The organism is Nakamurella panacisegetis (assembly GCF_900104535.1).
Taxonomy (GTDB): domain Bacteria; phylum Actinomycetota; class Actinomycetes; order Mycobacteriales; family Nakamurellaceae; genus Nakamurella; species Nakamurella panacisegetis.
Window position 1 is genome coordinate 2,762,527 of the sequence record NZ_LT629710.1, and the last position, 16,524, is coordinate 2,779,050.

At 70.8% G+C, this 16,524-nt stretch carries 15 protein-coding genes and 1 pseudogene; 11 read left to right on the plus strand and 5 right to left on the minus strand.

What is annotated here, in order from left to right; all coding sequences use genetic code 11:
* Positions 1-16: 16 nt before the first annotated feature.
* Genes BLS97_RS12210 through menE form a run of 3 tightly spaced genes read right to left on the minus strand, consistent with a single transcriptional unit; the run spans position 17 to position 2,789 of the window.
* Complete coding sequence (locus tag BLS97_RS12210; RefSeq protein WP_090476233.1) at positions 17-649, minus strand: hypothetical protein; 633 nt, start codon at positions 647-649, stop codon at positions 17-19.
* A gap of 59 nt (positions 650-708) precedes the next feature.
* Complete coding sequence (locus tag BLS97_RS12215; RefSeq protein ID WP_090476235.1) at positions 709-1,584, minus strand: 1,4-dihydroxy-2-naphthoate polyprenyltransferase; 876 nt, start codon at positions 1,582-1,584, stop codon at positions 709-711.
* Positions 1,585-1,616: 32 nt separating this feature from the next.
* On the minus strand, positions 1,617-2,789 hold the full coding sequence (menE, locus tag BLS97_RS12220) for an o-succinylbenzoate--CoA ligase (protein ID WP_090482058.1): 1,173 nt from the start codon (positions 2,787-2,789) through the stop codon (positions 1,617-1,619).
* Between the two features lie 151 nt (positions 2,790-2,940).
* Here menE and BLS97_RS12225 point away from each other — a divergent pair, with 151 nt between their 5' ends.
* From BLS97_RS12225 to menD, 6 genes and pseudogenes are all read left to right on the plus strand, one after another.
* A complete protein-coding gene (locus tag BLS97_RS12225; RefSeq protein ID WP_090476236.1) occupies positions 2,941-3,642 on the plus strand; it encodes a response regulator transcription factor in 702 nt (233 codons plus the stop codon).
* Positions 3,635-5,104: a HAMP domain-containing sensor histidine kinase gene (locus BLS97_RS12230; RefSeq protein ID WP_231988075.1), complete on the plus strand. Its 1,470-nt coding sequence runs from the start codon at positions 3,635-3,637 to the stop codon at positions 5,102-5,104. Before BLS97_RS12225 ends, BLS97_RS12230 begins: the two co-directional genes overlap by 8 nt.
* A 321-nt stretch (positions 5,105-5,425) precedes the next feature.
* Positions 5,426-6,102 (plus strand): annotated as a pseudogene (locus BLS97_RS24505) (RtcB family protein); the annotation flags it as partial.
* 154 nt (positions 6,103-6,256) lie between these two features.
* Complete coding sequence (locus BLS97_RS12240) at positions 6,257-7,375, plus strand: winged helix DNA-binding domain-containing protein (RefSeq protein WP_090482064.1); 1,119 nt, start codon at positions 6,257-6,259, stop codon at positions 7,373-7,375.
* Positions 7,372-8,397 (plus strand): o-succinylbenzoate synthase, encoded by a 1,026-nt coding sequence (locus BLS97_RS12245; protein WP_197676151.1) that lies wholly within the window; start codon positions 7,372-7,374, stop codon positions 8,395-8,397. The genes BLS97_RS12240 and BLS97_RS12245 overlap by 4 nt, the downstream gene beginning before the upstream one ends.
* The gene (gene menD / locus BLS97_RS12250) at positions 8,394-10,109 is read left to right on the plus strand and encodes a 2-succinyl-5-enolpyruvyl-6-hydroxy-3-cyclohexene-1-carboxylic-acid synthase (RefSeq protein ID WP_090476238.1); all 1,716 of its coding nucleotides are present in this window, start codon (positions 8,394-8,396) and stop codon (positions 10,107-10,109) included. The genes BLS97_RS12245 and menD overlap by 4 nt, the downstream gene beginning before the upstream one ends.
* On the opposite strand, the gene BLS97_RS12255 is transcribed toward menD, so the two are convergent.
* Positions 10,110-11,336, minus strand: coding sequence for an isochorismate synthase (locus BLS97_RS12255; protein ID WP_197676152.1), 1,227 nt, complete (start codon positions 11,334-11,336; stop codon positions 10,110-10,112). It abuts the gene before it with no gap.
* A 102-nt stretch (positions 11,337-11,438) separates the two neighbouring features.
* On the opposite strand from BLS97_RS12255, the gene BLS97_RS12260 reads away from it, so the two are divergent.
* A complete protein-coding gene (locus BLS97_RS12260) occupies positions 11,439-12,002 on the plus strand; it encodes a DUF3592 domain-containing protein (protein ID WP_197676153.1) in 564 nt (187 codons plus the stop codon).
* An 18-nt stretch (positions 12,003-12,020) separates the two neighbouring features.
* Here BLS97_RS12260 and BLS97_RS12265 read toward each other — a convergent pair whose 3' ends face one another.
* Positions 12,021-12,863, minus strand: coding sequence for an inositol monophosphatase family protein (locus BLS97_RS12265; RefSeq protein WP_090476245.1), 843 nt, complete (start codon positions 12,861-12,863; stop codon positions 12,021-12,023).
* 154 nt (positions 12,864-13,017) lie between these two features.
* Here BLS97_RS12265 and BLS97_RS12270 point away from each other — a divergent pair, with 154 nt between their 5' ends.
* The 4 genes from BLS97_RS12270 to BLS97_RS12285 all read left to right on the plus strand — a co-directional run bounded on the left by BLS97_RS12270 (position 13,018) and on the right by BLS97_RS12285 (position 16,415).
* A complete protein-coding gene (locus tag BLS97_RS12270) occupies positions 13,018-13,710 on the plus strand; it encodes a demethylmenaquinone methyltransferase (protein ID WP_090476247.1) in 693 nt (230 codons plus the stop codon).
* Between the two features lie 218 nt (positions 13,711-13,928).
* On the plus strand, positions 13,929-15,233 hold the full coding sequence (locus tag BLS97_RS12275; protein ID WP_090482073.1) for a geranylgeranyl reductase family protein: 1,305 nt from the start codon (positions 13,929-13,931) through the stop codon (positions 15,231-15,233).
* A 78-nt stretch (positions 15,234-15,311) separates the two neighbouring features.
* On the plus strand, positions 15,312-15,677 hold the full coding sequence (locus tag BLS97_RS12280; RefSeq protein ID WP_090476249.1) for an NADH-quinone oxidoreductase subunit A: 366 nt from the start codon (positions 15,312-15,314) through the stop codon (positions 15,675-15,677).
* 102 nt (positions 15,678-15,779) lie between these two features.
* Positions 15,780-16,415 carry a NuoB/complex I 20 kDa subunit family protein gene (locus BLS97_RS12285; RefSeq protein WP_090482076.1) on the plus strand — a complete coding sequence of 212 codons (636 nt, stop codon included), beginning with the start codon at positions 15,780-15,782 and terminating at the stop codon, positions 16,413-16,415.
* The last annotated feature ends 109 nt before the right edge of the window (positions 16,416-16,524 follow it).

The following is a 16,524-nucleotide window of genomic DNA, read 5'->3' on the forward strand; positions in this document are numbered from 1 at the left end:
CCGGCCGACGGTGCCCTCAGCTCATGGCCAGGATCCGCGACCGCAACCAGTCCAGCACGTTCTCCCGGTCCGCGATCAGGTGTCTGGTCATCAGGATGTGGTCAGGCCCGAGTTGCCACGCGTGCTCGGTCTGCACCGGGATCACGGTGATCCGCAGGCGGAACGGACGGGCTCCCCAGCTCCGGGCGGCCTCACGCGCGAGGGTCTCCAGGCCGTCGCGAGGGGCGGAATGGGCCCGTTTGACCCTAGGGTCGCTGGAGATGACGTCCGCCCACAGCGCCGCTCGCTCATAGTGCACCTGCAGCAGCAGGCGCAGGGACGGCGTCGCGTGGAACGCGGGGAACTTCGGCGGGTGCAGGTCGTCTATCGCGGCCGCCCCGACGGCCAGGGCGTGCCGCCACCACCGGGCCCACTCCCGCGCCGTCTGCTCCCGATCGATCAGGCCGGCGAACGGGTCCGGCGGCGGGGCCAGGCCCGCGGAGGGGCGCGGTGCCCAGGCCGGCCAGATGTCCGACGACGGGTCCAGTACCGGGATCTCGGGCGCCGTCAGGCCGGAAATGCCGATGAGCTCCCGGATGTACAGCGCCACGACCAGCGCGGACGGCTCGTCGACGGAGATCTGGCAACTCTCCGTACCGGCGATGTACATACCTCATGGTTCCACTGCCGGGCCCGATTCCGCACGCCTTCGGCCGGACGTCGTCTGCCTCAGGCGCGGCCGAGCACCAGTCCCGCGGTGACCAGGACGGCGTAGACGAATTCGAGCCGCCCGATGGCGCCGAGACTGCGGATCAGAGCCGGCCCCTTGTCCCCGCCGAGCACCTGCTTGAGCGGGGCGACGGCCAGCGGCGCGCTGAGCAGACCGAGCAGGGCCCAGGGATGCCTCACCCCGATGACGAGGACGGCCAGGTAGGCGCCCCCGATCGTCAGGGCGAGCACGTGGCGGGCCAGTCGGTCACCGAGGAGGACGGCCAGGGTGCGCTTGCCGGAGACCGCATCGGTGGCGACGTCCCGGAGGTTGTTGACCATCAGCAGGGCGCAGGCCAGCAGACCGACCCCGACCGCGGCGGCCACCGTGGTCGGGGTGATGTGCCGGCTGTTGACGTACATGGTGCCCATCACGGCCAGCAGACCGAAGAACACGAAGACGAAGATCTCGCCGAACCCGGCGTAGCCGTACGGCTTCGGCCCACCGGTGTAGAACCAGGCGGCGGCGACGGCGGCGACACCGAACGGCACCAGCCACCACGTGGTGGTCGCGGCGAGGACGACGCCGGCGATACCGGCGACGCCGAAGCAGGCGAAGGCGGCGTATTTGACCAGTTGTGGTCGCGCCGCGCCCGATCCGACCAGCCGCATCGGTCCGACCCGGATCGCGTCCGTGCCCCGGATCCCGTCGGAGTAGTCGTTGGCGAAGTTGACACCGATCTGCAGGGCCAGCGAGACGATCAGGGCCAGGAGGCCCTTCCACCAGATGAAGTGCCCGACGGCGAAGCCGGCTCCGCATCCGACGAGGACGGGGGCGACGGCCGCCGGGAGGGTGCGGGGCCGGGACGCCGAGAGCCATTGAGTTGCGGTTGCCACGTGGACCAACAGTAGTGGGAGCCCCGGACGGATCAGGCCAGTCGCCGGGCGGCCAGGTCGGCCGCGGCCCTCCGGTCGGGCTTACCCGGGCCCCGGGTGGGCAGATTGGTGACGAGCATCATTGCCGTCGGCCGGGCCGTCCCGGCCGCCACCTGGACGTCCTGGAGGGTCGGCGGCCGGCTCGGGTCGGCCGGGACGACCACCGCCACCAGTCGCTGCCCCCACTCGGCGTCGGGCACTCCGACCAGGAGCACCTGCGCCACGCTCGGCAACTCGGCGATCGCGTCCTCGACCGGCGCCGGGGCGATCTTGAGGCCGCCGGTGATGATGACGTCGTCGATCCGGCCGACGATGCGGAGGCGGCCGTCCGTCCAGGTGCCATGGTCGTCGGTGCGGTAGGTGCCGGGCCGGGCGAACGCGGGATGACCGGGCCGGTTGCGATAGCCCCGCCCCACGACCGGGCCGTGCAGGCTGATCCGTCCGTCCTCGTCCGTGGTGGCGGTGACACCGTCCAGCGGGATCCCGTCGTACACGCAGCCACCGCAGGTCTCACTCATGCCGTAGGTGGTACGGACGGTGGCCCCGGCCTCCCCGGCCCGACGCAGCAGGTCGGAGGCGGTGGCCGAACCGCCGACCAGGACAGCGGTGTAGGTCGCGAGCGCGGCGGTCGCCGTGTGGTCGGTGAGAATCCGGTGCAGCTGCGTCGGGACGAGCGAGACGTAGCGCGGGCCCTCCGGGAGGGCGTTCGTGGCTTCGACGAACCGTTCCGGGGTGAACGTCCGGCCGGTGTCCATGAGGTGGGGAGTGGTGCCGGAGGCGATGGACCGCAGGAGCACCTGGAGCCCGGCGATGTGCTGCGCCGGGAGGGTGAGTAACCAACTACCCGGCGGTCCGAGCCGATCCTGGGTGGCCTGCGCCGAGGCCAGTAGCGCCGACCGGGGGAGGAGGCTGCCCTTCGGGGTGCCGGTCGAGCCGGAGGTGGCGATGACGACGGCTGTCGGGTCGTGTTCGTCGTCCTCGGCCGGAGCGAGCTGGGTCCCGATCCCGAACGCCGAGGTGAGCAGCTCGATCTGGCTGTGGTCGCCGGCCGCGACCGGGGCCAGCGCCGGACCCTGCCCCTCGAGGGCCGCCCTCAGTCGCGGTAGAAGTCGCTGTAGGTCCCCGCCGGTCGGGACCTCGAGCAGTTCGACGGTGCGGGGGCGCATGGGTTCGAGGGTATAGCCGGGCGCCGGGCCGAAAATCTTCATCAGATCCGAACACACCGTTGACCGGCGGCGATCACCATCGGGGGAGCCTCGGGCAGGATGGTCGGGCCGGTGCGTCCGGTGTCGCACCGGCAGCAGGGAGAACAACGCGATGGAGCACACCACGACGGCCGGGCCGGCGCGGGGCCTCGTCCTGGTGGTGGAGGACGAGAGCACCATCGCCGACGTGATCCGGCGGTACCTGGTGGCTGCGGGTTTCACCGTGCAGACCACCGGGTCGGGACGGAGCGCACAGGCGATCATCCGCCGTGACCGTCCGGTGGCCGTCGTCATGGACATCGGGCTGCCCGATCTGGACGGGCTGTCGGTCTGCCAGCAGTTGCGGGCGGCCGGTGACTGGACTCCGGTGATCTTCGTGACGGCGAGGGACGAGGACGTCGACCGCATCCTCGGGCTGGAGCTCGGTGGCGACGACTATCTGGTGAAACCGTTCAACCCAAGGGAGTTGGTGGCCCGGGTGCGCACGGTGCTGCGCCGATCGGGTGCGGCGGTGGGCGCGTCGCCGGTGTTGGTCGCGGGGCGGCTGCGGGCCGACACCGCGCAGCGCCGGGTGTGGGCGGACTCCGGCGAGATAGCTTTGACAGCAACCGAGTTCGATCTCCTGGTGTACCTGATGCGACATCCGGAGCGGGTGTTCGACCGGCAGAGTCTGCTCAGCTCGGTCTGGGGCTACGCGGCGGCGTCCGGTCTGCGAACGGTGGACGTGCATATCGCGGCGCTTCGGGCCAAACTCGGTGACGCCAGTCCGATCCGAACGGTGCGGGGGGTCGGCTATGCGGTGGAAGGTGGCTGACGTCCCCGCCGCCGGGTCGGCGATGATGCCGGGTGGGGCGCGGGTCGCGGGGTCGAACGGTCGGACGGATGCGTTCCCTCCGCCCCGGCGGACGTCGCTGGCCTTCCGGACCACCGCCCTGGTGGTGTCGGTGGCCGTCGCGGTGGCGATCATCGCCGGTGTCGTCGGCGCAGCGATGATCCGCAACACCGCCGTCGACGTGACCCGGACCTACCTGGTCAACCAGGCCGAGGTGATCGCACAGCAACTGGCCGGGGAGAGCCCCGGGTACCGGATCGGACTGGCGAAGTTGGCCCAGGTGTTCGCGCAGCAGGGCATCTCGCTGGTCACCGAGAACCGCGGCGGCCGGCTCGAGGGCACCGACCAGCAGGCGGTCCGGCAGGCGACCGTGGCCGGGGCGCTGGCCCTGGCCGACGGTGCGTCGATGTCGAAGACGCTGAGCGTCGCCGGCAAGACGGAGTTGCTGGAGGCCCGAGCCGTCAACGGCCGATCGTTCGCGCTGGTCGCGTCGGCCGACATCGGTGCCGGAACGCAGAGATCGTTGCAGCGCAGGGTGTTGCTCGCCCTGGCTATCGGGTTGGCGGCGGCGGTGATCGGGGGTCTGGTCGTCGCGCGGCTGGTGACCCGGCCGTTGCGCCGGACGGCGGAGACGGCCAGGGCCATGCGGGCCGGATCCCGGCAGACCCGGGCTCCGGTGGCCGGCCCGTCGGAGGTCGCGGACGTCGCCGAAGCGGTCAACGAGTTGGCTGATGCATTGCAGCACAGCGAGTCCCGGCAGCGAGACTTCCTGACGTCGGTGTCGCACGAGTTGCGGACGCCGCTCGCGGCGATCGGCGGGCAGGCCGACGCATTGAGTGACGGCATCGTGGCGGCAGACGAAGTGCCCCAGGTCGGGCGGACCATCCGGGCCGAGTCGGCGCGGCTCGAACGACTCGTCTCCGACCTTCTGGACCTGGCCCGGCTCGGCGCCGACTCGTTCCGGCTGGACCCGGCCCCCTGCGATCTGGTGGCCTTGGTGCGGGAGATGACCGGGGTCTGGCAGGTCCGGTGCGAACAGCGCGGGGTGCCCTTGGTGGTGTCGGTTCCGCCGGCCCCGGTGGTGGTGGTGACCGATGCCCGGCGTCTCCGGCAGGTGTTGGACGGCCTGGCCGAGAACGCGCTGCGACTGCTCTCACCCGGGCAACCGCTGGTGTTCTCGCTGGCCGTGTCCGACGCGGTAGTACTGCAGATCCGTGACGGTGGGCCCGGTCTCGATGCCGGGGACTACGCAGTGGCCTTTGAGCAGGGCGTGCTGCACGAGCGCTACCGCGGTCGCCGTCCCGGTGGGGCCGGGCTCGGATTGGCGTTGGCGCACAGCCTGGTCACCCGGCTCGGCGGGTCGATCTCGGCCGGCCCGGCCCCCGAGGGTGGAGCCTGCTTCTCGGTGGTGCTGCCATTCTCGGGACAGTGGACCGGGAAATGAGCATCGGGCAGATCGGTGTGATCATCTTTTGTGGTGGCGATCCGATCGCGTCGGGCGTACGGTCTCTCCGGGCGGTCAGCGGGACCGCCGAATTCTTCACGTGAGAGGAGAACACGTTGACCGCCCACCCGTTGTGCCTTTGCCGATCGAGCTACCCGAGCAGACCGCTCGATGAACGCGGCCTCGAATTCCTCCGCGTACCCCTGTTCTTCTGACCTTTCGCCCGCGGCCGCCTCGGCTCGCGATCGGGTCCATTCTCCGGCTCGAATACTCGTAGCCCGGCCACCTTCGTTCGCGAACCGGGAGTTCGTCGTGCACCGGGTCTGGCTGTTCCTGCATTCCGGCTCGAGGGGTGTCGGTAACCGGATCGCACAGCACCACATCGCCGTGGCCAAGGAATTGGCGCAGCGGTGGTGGATCTCGCTGCCTGATCCCGATCTGGCCTACCTCGTCGAGGGCACGCCGGAGTTCGAGGCCTACGTCAGCGAGCTGAACTGGGCGCAGCACTTCGCATTGCTGAACCGGGACGAGATGATGGATCGGATGATCGATTGTCTTCAGAACTGGATCGGCGAGGAGGTGCGGGTGGGCAAGAACATCAATTGCCACCACAACTACTCGAGGGTGGAGGAGCACTTCGGCCGCGGGTCTGGGTGTCCCGGAAGGGAGCCATCCACGCCGGACTCGGAGTGCCCGGGCTGATCCCCGGTTCGATGGGAACGGCTTCGTACGTGGTGCAGGGACTGGGGAGTCGGCTCGGCCTGTCGTCCTCGCCGCACGGTGCCGGCCGGGCCTTCTCGCGGAACAAGGCGCGGCAGACCTTCACCGGCGACGACCTCCGGGCGGCGATGGTCGGGATCGAGTACCGGGACTCCGACGCGTTCATCGACGAGATCCCCGGTGCCTACAAGCCCATCGAGCAGGTGATGCTGGACGCGACCGGTCTGGTGACGGTCGTCCATAAGCTCCACCAGATCGTGAACGTGAAGGGCAACTGAGACCGGCGCGGTACCGGCGTGGCCTGCTCACCGAGGGTGCTCACCGCTGCGCAGGCCACCCGGGCTTCGCCGTCGCCGGCCCGTGCCGACCACGACGAACCGTTCCCCGTGGAAAACTGGCCCGAGGCCACACCCACGGCAGGACGAGGTGACGATGACGGCGCAGGTGCTCACCCGTCGTGCGCTGAACCGCGCCCTGTTGGCCCGGCAGTTGCTGCTCGACCGCAGCCCGATGTCCCCGCTGGCCGCGATCGAGCACCTGGTCGGGATGCAGGCTCAACTACCGACCCCGCCGTACTTCGGGCTCTGGACCCGGTTGGCGAACTTCGATCCGGGTGAACTGTCGCAGCTGTATCTGGACCGCGCGGTGGTGCGGGTCGCGCTGATGCGGTCGACGGTGCATCTGGTCAGCGCCCGCGACTGTCTGGCCCTGCGGCCCGTTCTGGCTCGAGCCGTCGGTCGTGGACTGACGCCGGCTAGCCCGTACGGCAAGGCGTTGGCCGGGGTCGATCTCGCCGAGCTGTCGGCCCTCGGCCGTCGGATGGTGGAGGAGAAGCCGTTGACCGGCGCCGAGGTTGCCCTCGCGCTGCAGAAGCGGTGGCCCGGCGTCGACGCCCGCGCGTTGGCGTTCGCCGTTCGGGCCACCGTGCCGCTGGTGCAGGTACCGCCCCGCGGTCTGTGGGGCGGGGTCGGCCAGGCCCGCACGACCAGCGCCGAGGCGTGGCTCGGCCAGCCGCTGGCCGAACCGGACGTCGCGCAGATGGTCCGGCGCTATCTGGCCGCGTACGGCCCGGCCACCGTTCGCGACGCGCAGGCCTGGTCCGGCCTGACCGGTCTCGGATCCGTCTTTGCCCGCCTCGGCGACGAATTGATCACCTTCCGGGACGAGTCCGGCGCCCAGCTCTACGACCTGCCGGAGGCCCCCCGGCCACCGGCCGACGTCCCGGCGCCGATCCGGTTCCTGCCCGACTTCGACCAGATCCTGCTCGCCCACGCTGATCGCGTCCGGATGTTCCCGGCCGAGCACCGGACACTGATCTTCACCAACAACGGCATCATCAAGGCGTCGGTGCTGATCGACGGGTTCGCCCGAGCCCTGTGGGAGATCAAGCAGGACAAGGAGAAAGCGACGTTGACGATCACCGCACTGCCCCCGGTGGATCACCGCGGCATCACCAGGAAGGACCACTCGGCCATGGAGCGACAGGCTCGTCGACTGCTCGAATTCGCCGCCCCGGGAAAGCAGCATGACGTCAGGTCGATCACCCGGTGAACCCGGCCGACCGCACGATCACGGAAATTCTCGCCACCACGAAGGTTTTCGCCATCCCGCTGCACGACGAGTTCCGGGGGATCACGGTCCGCGAAGGCATTCTGATGCAGGGACCGGCCGGCTGGGCCGAGTTCGCCCCGTTCACCGACTACGACGACCACGCCTGCCTGCCCTGGCTCCAAGCCGCTCTGGACACCGCGCAGAACCCTTGGCCGGCAATGCATCGCACCAGCATCGAGGTCAACACGACGGTGGCGGTCGTGTCCCCGGACCGGGCCGCGGAGCTCGTCGCGGCCTCGGGCTGCCGGACGGCCAAGGTCAAGGTCGGCGGCCTGGACGGGGGAGTGCTGCGCCGCGGGATCGTTAACTCGCTCGATGCTGACGCCGAGCGGCTGGCCGCCGTCCGTGACGCCCTCGGTCCGGCCGGGAAGATCCGCATCGACGCCAACGCCGGTTGGAGTGTGGACGAGGCCGTCCGTGCCATCCCGCTCCTGGATGCGGCCGCGCACGGACTGGAGTACGTGGAACAGCCGTGCGCCGGCCTGGATGACATGGCGACCGTCCGGCGGAGCGTCGGTGTGCCGATCGCCGCCGACGAGTCGATCCGGCGGGCCGAGGATCCGATGCGGGTCGTCCTGGCCGGAGCGGCCGACCTGGCCGTGGTCAAGGTCGCACCGTTGGGCGGGGTCCGCCAGGCGCTGCGGATCGCCGAGGCCACCGGGCTGCCGATCGTCGTGTCCTCGGCGGTCGACACCGCGGTCGGGCTGGCCGCGGGCCTGGCGCTGGCCGGCGCGCTCCCCGAACTGGACTTCGCCTGCGGACTGGGAACGGCCAGCCTGCTGGCCGGCGACGTCAGCTCGGCCCGCCAGATGCCGACCGATGGTCGCCTGCCGGTGCCGGCGGCCGCGCCGCAACCGGACCGGTTGGCCGAATTCGAAGCCGGCCGGGACCGGACGGCCTACTGGCTGGCGCGGCTGCAGCGGGTCGCCGCCCTTCTTCCGGCTGCGAGAATCAACCGGTGAACCCGTCGACCGCTCTGGCCCGTGTCCTGGTCGACGAACTGATCAACGGTGGCGTCACCGACGCTGTCCTCGCCCCGGGATCCCGGAACGCACCGCTGTCCATCGCGCTGTTCGACGCCGACTCGACCGGCCGGGTCCGCCTGCACGTCCGGATCGACGAGCGGACGGCCGGTTTCCTGGCCGTCGGCCTCGCCCGGAGCACCGGACGGCCGGTTCCGATCGTCACGACGTCCGGGACCGCGGTGGCCAACCTGCACCCGGCCGTCCTGGAGGCACACCACGGCGGTGTACCGCTCCTGATCCTCTCGAGCGACCGGCCGCCGGCCCTGCGTGATGTCGGCGCCAACCAGGTGGTCGACCAGCGCGGCCTGTTCGGCCCGGCCCTGAGGTTCTTCCACGAGTTCGGCGTGGCCGCGGCCACGCCGGGGCAGAACGCCATCTGGCGCTCCATGGTCTGCCGCGCCCTGGCCCACACCCGAGGGGCGGGCACCGGCTTCGGCGGCCCCGTGCAGCTGAACGTCCCGCTGGTCGAGCCGCTGCTGCCGGACGACGACAAGGCCTGGCCCGAGTCCCTTCATCACCGCACGGCCGCCGGCGGCCACCCGATTCCCTGGACCGCGATCGACACGGCGGCCGCCGACGAGGTGCTCTCCGGGGTCGACGTGCCCCTCGGACGGGTCCCGATGATCCCGGCCCCCGCTGACGGTGAACGGGTGCTGTTCCTGGGTGACCTGACCCACCCGGCGGCCGGCCCGCTGGCGGCGCTGGGTCACGTGGTGCTCTCCGAGGCCGGCGGCGCCGCCGGTTCCGCCGTCGTCTCGGCCGGTCTGCACCTGCTCGCGGTCCCCGGGTTCCTGGAACCGGCCCTGCCCGACCGGGTGGTGGTGCTCGGCCGCCCGACCATGTATCGGCAGATCACCACCCTGTTGGCCGACTCGATGATCGAGGTCGACGTGTTGGCCGCGCCGTTCGGCTACGCCGACCCGACCGGCAAGGCCCGCCGGGTGGCTCCGGTGCTGGCCCCGCTGGCCGGGCCCGGTGACACCGAGTTCGTCCAGATCTGGCGCCGAGCCCAGGCCGTGGCCCGAGCGCAGGTCGCCGCGCAGGTCGCGGAGATGGACATCGCGCACTCACCGCGGCTGGCCGCCGATCTGGTGGCCCTGCTGCCCGACGGGTCCACCCTGATGCTCGGGTCGTCCCAGCCGCCCCGTGACGTCGGTCTGGCCGCGGCCCCGCGGGACGGCCTGCGGTTGGTGGCCAACCGGGGCGTGGCCGGGATCGACGGGACGATCTCGACGGCCGTCGGAGTGGCCCTCGGATCGGAGGGGCCGACCGTCGCGCTGATGGGCGACCTGACGTTCCTGCACGATCTGACCGGCCTGGTGATCGGCCCGCACGAACCGCGGCCGGACCTGACGATCGTCGTGTCCAACAACGGCGGGGGCGGTATCTTCCACACCCTTGAACCGGGAGAACCGTTGCACGCCAGAGCATTCGAGCGGGTGTTCGGCACGCCGCACGACGTCCAGCTGGCCGGTCTGGTGGAGGCGGCCGGCTGGGAGCACGTGTTCGTCACCAGTACCGACGAACTGGCCGACGCGCTGGCCGACCCGTCCGGGATCCGCGTGGTCGAGGTTCCGACGTCGCGGACGGATCTGCGGGAGGTGCACCAACGGATCCGGACCGCCGTCTCGGCCGCGGTCCGGGGCTGACTAGCGCTGGGCTTCCAGTGCATCCCTGATCGGGACCATCTTGACCTGCGCCTCGCGGGCCTCGGTGGTCGGGTCGGAGTCGGCGACGATCCCGCACCCGGCAATCATCCGCACCGTGTGGCCGGAGACCATGGCACACCGCAGGGCGATGGCGAACTCACCGTCACCGTGGGCGTCGAGCCAGCCGACGGGCGCGGCGTACCGGCCCCGCGGGGCCGGCTCCAACTCGCGGATCACCTGGCGGGCCAGCGCCGTCGGTGTGCCGCCGACGGCCGCCGTCGGATGGAGCATCGCCGCGACCTCGAGCGCGCTCGGCCCGGTCGCCGGCAGATGACCGGTGATGTCGGTGGCCAGGTGGGTCAGATTGGCCAGCGGGAGCGGGTGGGGGCCGTCCGGCACCTCGAGCTCGGTGACGACGTCGCGGAGCACCCTGGCCACCGAGTCGACCGCGAAAGCGTGCTCGGCCAGGTCTTTTCGGCTGACCATGAGGTCGGCCGCCACGGCGTCGCCGGCATGTTCGGCCCAGGCCGTTCCGGCCAGGACCCGGGAGGTCACCGCACCGTCGATCCGGCGGATGAGCATCTCCGGGCTCGCCCCGACCAGGCCGGCGACGGCGTAGGTCCAGCAGCTGGGGTAGGCCGCGGCCAGTTCGCGCAGCAGGTACCGTTCGTCGATCTCGTGCTCGGCGATGGCCTCCAGATCGTGGGCCAGCACCACCTTGTCCAGCTCGCCACGGCCGATGCGCTCGGTGGCCGCCCTGACCGCTGACGTGAAGCCAGCCACCGACAGGGACGCATCGCAGTAGCTGATCCGGCCCGGCGCCTCGACCGCGCTGCGCTCGGTCAGGCCGCCCGCGCCGATCACCGTGCTGAAGGCGATTCCGGACCGCACTCCGATCACCACCGACGGAACGATGGCCACCGACTCGTCCGAGTCGTCGAAACCGAGCGAGACGAAGGCGATCGGCCCGCTGCCGGGCACCCCGACCTCGTCCGACACCGCGAGGTCGGCCACCACCGCGTCGAACCACGCCCGGATCTCGCTCGCCGCCTCCGGGCCCTTCGCCGTCATCCGGGAGTGTTCGCCCCAACCGACCAGGCCCTCACCGTCCTGCAGGAACGACACGCCGCCGCGAGCCGCAGGCAGGGCCGCCACGAGGTCGACGGGCTCCGCCAGGCGACGGGTGGTGGCCCGGACCTGAGCCGGGGCGGCGGGAGAGGCGGACACGATGGTCCAGGGTAGACCGCGCCGGTCGCGGGGGGCCGACAGCGAGGCGGTCGCCACATGCCGCTCGGTCCGGCCGCCGCTCTCCCGACCTAGACTCACGCCGTGACCGTCGACCCGCCGCCGTCGACCGCACCGCCGGCCCGCCCCACGCCGCGACCCCGCCTCTCGATCCCGCGTCCGGCCCGGACCGCTCCCCGTCGGCGGCTGCGCCCGGGTCAGGGCTACCGGCTGGCCGCCCACGTCGTGCTCGGTCTGGCCTGCGCGGCGATCGTGATGGTGGCCGCGCTGGCCGTCGGCATGCGGCTGGACGACCGGCAGATCGACGGTCATCACGGCACGGCGACGGCCACCGTGATCTCCATCTCGGCGCTGCGAACCGGGATCGAGTTCGTCGACGGCGCCGGCGTCACCATCCGGCCGCCCAAGGGGGTGCTGTACCCGGGGCTGCTCAGCGTGGGTCAGCGGTTCCAGGTCGAGTACTCCACGCTGGACCCCACCGTGGTCAGGGTGGCCGGCCGGACGGCCGCGGTCGGCGACCTGTTGCTCGGCATCACCCTCGGGGTGACGGTCGTCGTGGCCGCGCCGTTGATCTTCTTCCTGCACCGCCGTTCGCGCCGGGCGGCCGCTCGGCGCCAGCCCGCCGTCGCACCCCCGCCTTCTCGCTAGTCGTGCCCCGCCTTCTCGCTAGCGTCCGCTGACCAGCGCCAAGACCTCTTCGGTGACGTGCGGGGCGGTCACGATCACACCGTCGAGGGGCAACAGGCCCGGCCGGCCGTCCAGGTCGGAGACCGTCATCCCGGCCTCCACGGCCAGCGTGAGTGCACCCGCGATGTCCCACACGTGGTAGCCACCCGAGGGCAGCACCGCAGCCGATGCCCGGCCGAGGGCGACCTGCGTGATGGCCAGGGCCGACGATCCCATCATCCGCAGGCCGACGTGCGCGGATCGGGCCCGGTCGATCAGCGGAGCCAGCTCCGGCCGTCGGCCGGGCTTGCTCGGTTCGACGAAAACGACGGTCCCGGCCAGGGTGTCCAGCGCGGTTGGTGGCACCCGCCGCCCGTTGGCCCGCAGCCCCAACCCGCGGGCCGCCGCGTAGATCTGCCCCTGGTACGGGTCGGCGATGACGCCGACCAACGGACCGTGCGCATCCACCAGGGCCAGCGAGTAGCAGCACCAGGGAATGCCCGCCACGTAGTTGGAGGTCCCGTCGACCGGGTCGACGATCCACAGCAGGTCGGGCGCCCCAGGGGTGCCCGGGAGCAGGAGGCAGTCGGATCCGTCCGGCCCGCCGTACTCCTCGCCGAGCACGGCACTGCCCGGGAACTCGGCGGCGATGACCCGTCGGGTGTGACGTTCCAGGGTCCGGTCGGTCTCGGTCACCCAGTCGAACGGGTGGGCCTTGGAGTCGGGGCCGGCCATCCGGCCGGCGGTGGCGGTGATCACCTCGGCCGCGTCGTTGGCCAGCCGCCCGGCCAGATCGAGGGCGCGGGAGAGCAGACCGACGGAGGTCGCGAGGGGGGTGGCCATGCCTCCAGCATGCCCATCCGGTGTGTCGGGACGGTCACTGTGCGGTGAAGGGGGAGTGCCCGGCGGGTGATGAACGTCCCATCACGAGCGTCATCGAGCCGTGATCGGGCGACCCGTCCGGGGGGCGCGGCCTGCATCGGTAGGCTCTTGGCCCATGGGACGCGCCGGACTGGAGAAGAACCCGCGGCAGGTGGCGGCGATGTTCGACGGTGTCGCCGGCCGCTACGACCGGACGAACACGCTGCTGTCGTTCGCCCAGGATCGGCGCTGGCGTCGGCACAGCGTCCGCGCCCTCGACCTGATGCCCGGCCGCAAGGTGCTGGATGTCGCCGCCGGCACCGCGGTTTCGACCGCCGAGCTCGCGCAGACCGGCGCCTGGAGCGTGGCCGCCGACTTCTCCCTCGGCATGCTGACGGCCGGTGCTTCGCGGGCGGTGCCCAAGGTCGCCGCGGACGCCATGCACCTGCCGTTCGCCGACGCCAGCTTCGACGCGGTCACCATCTCCTTCGGCCTGCGCAACGTGCAGGATCCCGGGATCGCGCTGGCCGAGTTCGCGCGCGTCACCAAGCCAGGGGGCGAGCTGCTGGTCTGCGAGTTCTCCACGCCCCGTCCGGCCCCGATCGGCTGGGTCTACCGCTGGTACCTGGCCCACGTCCTGCCGCGGCTCGCCCGGCGGTTCTCGTCGAATCCAGAGGCCTACACCTACCTCGGGGAGACCATCAATTCCTGGCCCGACCAGCCGTCCCTGGCCCGCCTCATCACGCGTTCCGGGTGGGCCGAGGTGGCGTGGAAGAACATGACGTTCGGGGTGGTCGCGCTGCACCACGCCGTTCGGGTGGATCCCTGACCTGTGCGTCCCCGACGGGCGGCGGTCAAGATCAACTACTGGGGTGCCCCGCTGTTCCGGATGCCTTGTGAGCCGTCTTACACTGGGCGTGCGCCACTTCGTGAACAGATTCACAATCTCGTTCACGACGTCGACCCGGGGCCTGCCGCCGCACATCCCCGAGGTCGTCGGTCAGACCGGCGTGAAGGGAAGATGGAGACGTGACCAGCGCCCGCGACATGTCCTCGCCCCACTCCAGCCACGACGTCAGCAAGCACCCGGACACCACCGCCGACGTGATCATCGTCGGTGCCGGCCCGGCTGGGTCCACCGCGGCCGTGTACCTGGCCCGCTCCGGTGTGGACGTGCTTCTCCTGGAGAAGTCCGTCTTCCCCCGCGACAAGGTCTGCGGCGACGGCCTCACGCCCCGCGGCGTCAAGCAGGTGCTCGCTCTCGGCGTCGATGTCTCCGGTGACGACTGGCTGCGCAACAAGGGCCTGCGGGTGGTCGGCGGCGGCACCTCCCTCGAACTGCCCTGGCCCGTGCTGCAGGACTATCCCGACTTCGGGCTGGTCCGCCCGCGGCGCGACTTCGACCAGATGCTGGCCGACATGGCGGTCAAGGCCGGCGCCCGGTTGCACGTCGGCACCAACGTCACCGGCCCGATCAAGGACGAGCGAACCGGCCGCGTGGTCGGGGCACAGGCCAGGACCGACGCCGGGCCCGTTTCCTTCCACGCCCCGTTGGTCATCGCCGCCGACGGCGTCTCGGCCCGGATGGCCCTCGGCATGGGCATCAACAAGCGGGACGACCGCCCGCTCGGGGTCGCCGTCCGCCGTTACTACAACGCGCCGGCCAAGACCAACGACGACTACCTGGAGTCCCACCTGGAACTCTGGGACCGCAGCAACGCGGCCGACCCGAAGCTCCTGCCGGGCTACGGCTGGATCTTCGGCCTGGGCGACGGCACGGTCAACGTCGGGCTGGGCATGCTCAACTCGTCCAAGGCCTTCGGCAAGACCGACTACCGCAAGCTGCTGCGGACCTGGCTCGACGGCACCCCGGAGGAATGGGGTCTGCGCGAGGAGAACGCGATCGGCGGGATCGGCGGAGCCGGCCTGCCGATGGGGTTCAACCGCACCCCGCACTACACCGACGGTCTGGTGCTGCTCGGGGATGCGGGCGGATCGGTGAACCCGTTCAACGGCGAAGGCATCGCCTACGCCATGGAGTCGGCCGCGTTGGCTTCGGAGTACGTGCTGCAGGCCCTCGGACGCCCGGAAGGGGCCAGCCGGGAGGCCGCCCTGCACGGATATGCGGCGGCCATGAAGGATCATCTCGGTTCGTACTACCGGCTGGGCGGTATGTTCTCCACGCTGATCGGGAAGCCGTCGATCATGAAGACGGCCACTCGTCTCGGACTGCCGCGAAAGCGGTTGATGTACTTGGTGTTGAAGCTGCTGGCCGGGCTGTACGACAGCCGGGACGGCGACTGGGCGGACAAGGTCGTCCGCTCGCTCACCAAGGTGGTGCCCAGCGTGTAGCTGGTTGCGGTCGTTCGGCGTAGTTGAACTGGATGTTCCAGCCCGTCAAGGGCGCTCAAGGATGAGTCTGGAGTATGCATGAGCGCGTATCTGCCGATCTTGATATTGCTGGTGGTGGCGGGCGGTTTCGCCGTCACCAACGCCACTGTGCTGACCGACCTCATCGGCCCGCGGCGGTTCAACCGTGCCAAGTTGGACGCCTACGAGTGCGGCATCGAGCCGACCCCGCTGCCGGCCGGGACCGCGGGCCGTTTCCCGATCAAGTTCTATCTGACCGCGATGCTGTTCATCGTCTTCGACATCGAGATCATCTTCCTCTACCCGTGGGCCCAGAGCGCGGTTGCGCTCGGGGTCTTCGGCCTGGTCGAGATGGGCCTGTTCATCGTCACCGTCTTCTGTGCGTACGCCTACGTCTGGCGACGTGGTGGCCTTGACTGGGACTGACCGGCCGGCCGAGATCCGTCGGCCGCCGGCATGTGCAGTTCCCCTGCGGAGCAGGGCATCTGGAAGTACCGACGAAGTTCCAACCCCCTTGCGGAGCAGATGATGGGTCTAGAAGAAAAGCTCCCGAACGGCATCCTGCTGACCGGTGTGGAGAAACTGGTCAACTGGACGCGGAAGGCGTCGCTGTTCCCGGCGACCTTCGGGCTGGCCTGCTGCGCCATCGAGATGATGACCACCGGTGCCCCCCGGTACGACCTCGGTCGCTTCGGCATGGAGGTGTTCCGGGCCTCGCCGCGTCAGGCCGATCTGATGATCGTCGCCGGTCGCGTCACCCAGAAGATGGCCCCGGTGCTGCGGCAGATCTACGACCAGATGGCCGAGCCGAAGTGGGTCATCGCGATGGGGGTGTGCGCCTCGTCCGGCGGGATGTTCAACAACTACGCCGTGGTGCAGGGCGTCGACCACATCGTCCCGGTCGACATGTACCTGCCCGGCTGTCCTCCGCGGCCGGAGATGCTGATCGACGCCATCCTCAAGCTGCACGCCAAGATCATGGACGAGCCGCTCGGCGTGGCCCGGGCGGCCGAGAAGCTGGGAGAACGAACCGATCTGGTTCCGTCCTCGATTCGGTACGGCCGCAACGGTGTGTTCCACGGACAGCGCTCACCCTCCGACGATCAACTGGCTCGTTCGGCCGCGGCCGTCGAGAGCCCGCAGTGGAAGGCCATGCAGCCGTGACCGGGGCGAGCGGAGCGACGGGGAATGGCCCCGGGGCGAGCGGAGCGACGGGGAATTCGCCCGGGGCGAGCGGAGCGACGGGGAAGGTGCCCGAACCCGACCAGAACAC

Excerpts from the sequence above, each read along its gene's own strand:
- BLS97_RS12265 (WP_090476245.1), bottom strand. The coding sequence starts at position 12,863 with ATGGCCACCCCCCTCGCGACCTCCGTCGGTCTGCTCTCCCGCGCCCTC.
- BLS97_RS12280 (WP_090476249.1), top strand. The coding sequence starts at position 15,312 with ATGAGCGCGTATCTGCCGATCTTGATATTGCTGGTGGTGGCGGGCGGT.
- BLS97_RS12275 (WP_090482073.1), top strand. The coding sequence starts at position 13,929 with ATGTCCTCGCCCCACTCCAGCCACGACGTCAGCAAGCACCCGGACACC.
- BLS97_RS12210 (WP_090476233.1), bottom strand. The coding sequence starts at position 649 with ATGTACATCGCCGGTACGGAGAGTTGCCAGATCTCCGTCGACGAGCCG.
- BLS97_RS12285 (WP_090482076.1), top strand. The coding sequence starts at position 15,780 with ATGGGTCTAGAAGAAAAGCTCCCGAACGGCATCCTGCTGACCGGTGTG.
- BLS97_RS12225 (WP_090476236.1), top strand. The coding sequence starts at position 2,941 with ATGGAGCACACCACGACGGCCGGGCCGGCGCGGGGCCTCGTCCTGGTG.
- BLS97_RS12240 (WP_090482064.1), top strand. The coding sequence starts at position 6,257 with ATGACGGCGCAGGTGCTCACCCGTCGTGCGCTGAACCGCGCCCTGTTG.
- menE (WP_090482058.1), bottom strand. The coding sequence starts at position 2,789 with ATGCGCCCCCGCACCGTCGAACTGCTCGAGGTCCCGACCGGCGGGGAC.
- BLS97_RS12270 (WP_090476247.1), top strand. The coding sequence starts at position 13,018 with ATGGGACGCGCCGGACTGGAGAAGAACCCGCGGCAGGTGGCGGCGATG.